Origin of the sequence: Mycobacterium sp. 1165178.9 (assembly GCF_001673555.1) — a bacterium.
GTDB lineage: Bacteria > Actinomycetota > Actinomycetes > Mycobacteriales > Mycobacteriaceae > Mycobacterium.
The window spans coordinates 1-1,972 of the sequence record NZ_LZMB01000247.1 but is presented as its reverse complement, the minus strand read 5'-3'; the positions used below and the strand labels follow the sequence as shown (position 1 = coordinate 1,972).

The window sequence follows — 1,972 nt, the reverse complement described above, 5'->3', positions numbered from 1 at the left end:
GGCGGCTGGTCTTGTTCCTTCGGACCCTTTTTGATCTTGGCGGCCGCAACCCGGGCCGGCCGGAAGTCGGCAACCGCGGCGGCCATCACCAGCACGTCCACCTCGGACGCGTGCTTGGTCACGGCGTCGCCCAGTTGCTCGGCCGAGCCGACGTGGACCACCTCGACGCCCGCGGGATCGATCAGCCCGGCGGTATGCCCCGCGATCAGGGTGACCTCCGCGCCGCGCTGGGCGGCCACCCGCGCCACCGCATAGCCCTGCTTGCCGGAGCTGCGGTTGCCGATGAAGCGCACCGGATCGACCGGTTCGCGCGTGCCCCCGGCCGTCACCAGCACCTTGCAGCCGGCGAGGTCGTAAGGCAGCGCGTCCTGGCGTTCCAGCAACAGGTGAGACAAGGTGGTGATCTCTTCGGCTTCGGGCAGCCGGCCCGACCCGCTGTCCGTCCCCGTGAGCCTTCCGGCGGCCGGTTCGAGCACTACCGCTCCCCTGCGGCGCAACGTGGCCACGTTGTCCACGGTGGCCGGGTGCAACCACATCTCGGTGTGCATCGCCGGCGCGAACAGCACGGGACATCGGGCGGTGAGCAGGGTGGCGGTCAGCAGATCGTCGGCCCGGCCGTGCACCGCCCGGGCCAGCAGGTCCGCCGTGGCCGGCGCCACCACGACCAGGTCGGCCTGCTTGCCGAGCTGGACGTGCGGAACCTCGGGCACGTCGTTGAAGACGCCGGTGTGCACCGGCTGACCGGACAGCGCCTCGAATGTTGCCGCCCCGACGAAACGCAACGCGGACTCGGTCGGGATGACGCGAACCGAATGACCGGCCTCGGCGAGCTGACGAACGACGGTGCACGCCTTGTAGGCGGCTATACCGCCCGAGACGCCGACGATGATCCGCTTGCGGTCCACAGCGCGCGCCCGGCCCGGCCCGGTTACTCGCCCTCGGTGTGCTCGAGCAGGTCGCCGTGGATCTCGCGCATCGCGATCGACAGCGGCTTTTCCTGCAGCCCCGGCTCGACCAGCGGACCGACGTATTCGAGGATGCCCTCACCGAGCTGGTTGTAGTAGTCGTTGATCTGACGGGCTCGCTTGGCCGCGTAGATCACCAGGGCGTACTTGCTCGAAACGCGGTCCAACAGCTCGTCGATGGGCGGGTTGGTGATGCCCAGCGGGGTGTCGTATGCGCCCGGTCCCCCGGCGGACGGATCGAACCGGTCGGGGACGGCGGCCAATGCCGCGTCGGACTGCGGAATGCTCACTTAGGTCAATCTCCTGGCGCTGGAGCGGCTCGTCGCCGCTGAAAGATACTGAAAATTCGTGGTCAATCGTGCTGGGATGTGGTCCGGCTTGTGGCCTGGCCAGACGGGTCATGGCGGCCCGGCGCAGTTCCCACCAGCAAGGATACCAATTCGGAGCAGGCTGACTCCAATTCGCTGTTCACGACCACCCGATCGAAGTCGTTTTGGGCCGCCATTTCGGCGCGGGCGGTCTCCAGCCGACGCCGCATGACCTCGGGCGTCTCGGTGCCGCGGGCGACGAGCCTGGCCTCGAGATCCTCCCAGCTGGGCGGCGCCAAGAAGACCGCCAGGGCCTCGGGCATCGCCTTCTTGACGGCCCTGGCCCCGGCCAGGTCGACTTCGATCAGAACCGGGAATCCCCGGGCGGTGGCGGTCCGAACCGGCTCGGCCAGGGTGCCCGATCGATGCAGTCCCGCATGGATCTCCGCCCACTCCAGCAATGCGCCCTCGTCGATGAGCTGCTGGAAACGGGCTGGGGTGACGAAGTGGTAATCGACGCCGTCGACCTCGCCGGGCCGCGGGGCCCGCGTTGTGGCCGAGACGCTGAAATGCAGGTCCGGGACCCGCTCGCGCAGGCATCGGACCACAGTCGACTTGCCGACCGCTGAGGGACCGGACGTCCAGCACGGGACACGTCCTGAACCATCAGGTAACGGACGTGTGGTCGCTGTCTCTTAT

Annotated in this window: 2 protein-coding genes and 1 pseudogene; all 3 read right to left on the bottom strand. The window is 68.7% G+C overall.

Going from position 1 to position 1,972, the window contains the following annotated elements:
- The coding region (gene coaBC / locus A5652_RS11295; RefSeq protein WP_067350658.1) for a bifunctional phosphopantothenoylcysteine decarboxylase/phosphopantothenate--cysteine ligase CoaBC at nucleotides 1-905 on the bottom strand (905 nt) is incomplete at its 3' end.
- Between the two features lie 23 nt (nucleotides 906-928).
- On the bottom strand, nucleotides 929-1,255 hold the full coding sequence (rpoZ, locus tag A5652_RS11290; protein ID WP_007774376.1) for a DNA-directed RNA polymerase subunit omega: 327 nt from the start codon (nucleotides 1,253-1,255) through the stop codon (nucleotides 929-931).
- A gap of 62 nt (nucleotides 1,256-1,317) precedes the next feature.
- A pseudogene (gene gmk / locus A5652_RS11285) lies at nucleotides 1,318-1,938 on the bottom strand (guanylate kinase); the annotation flags it as partial.
- Nucleotides 1,939-1,972 lie beyond the last annotated feature (34 nt).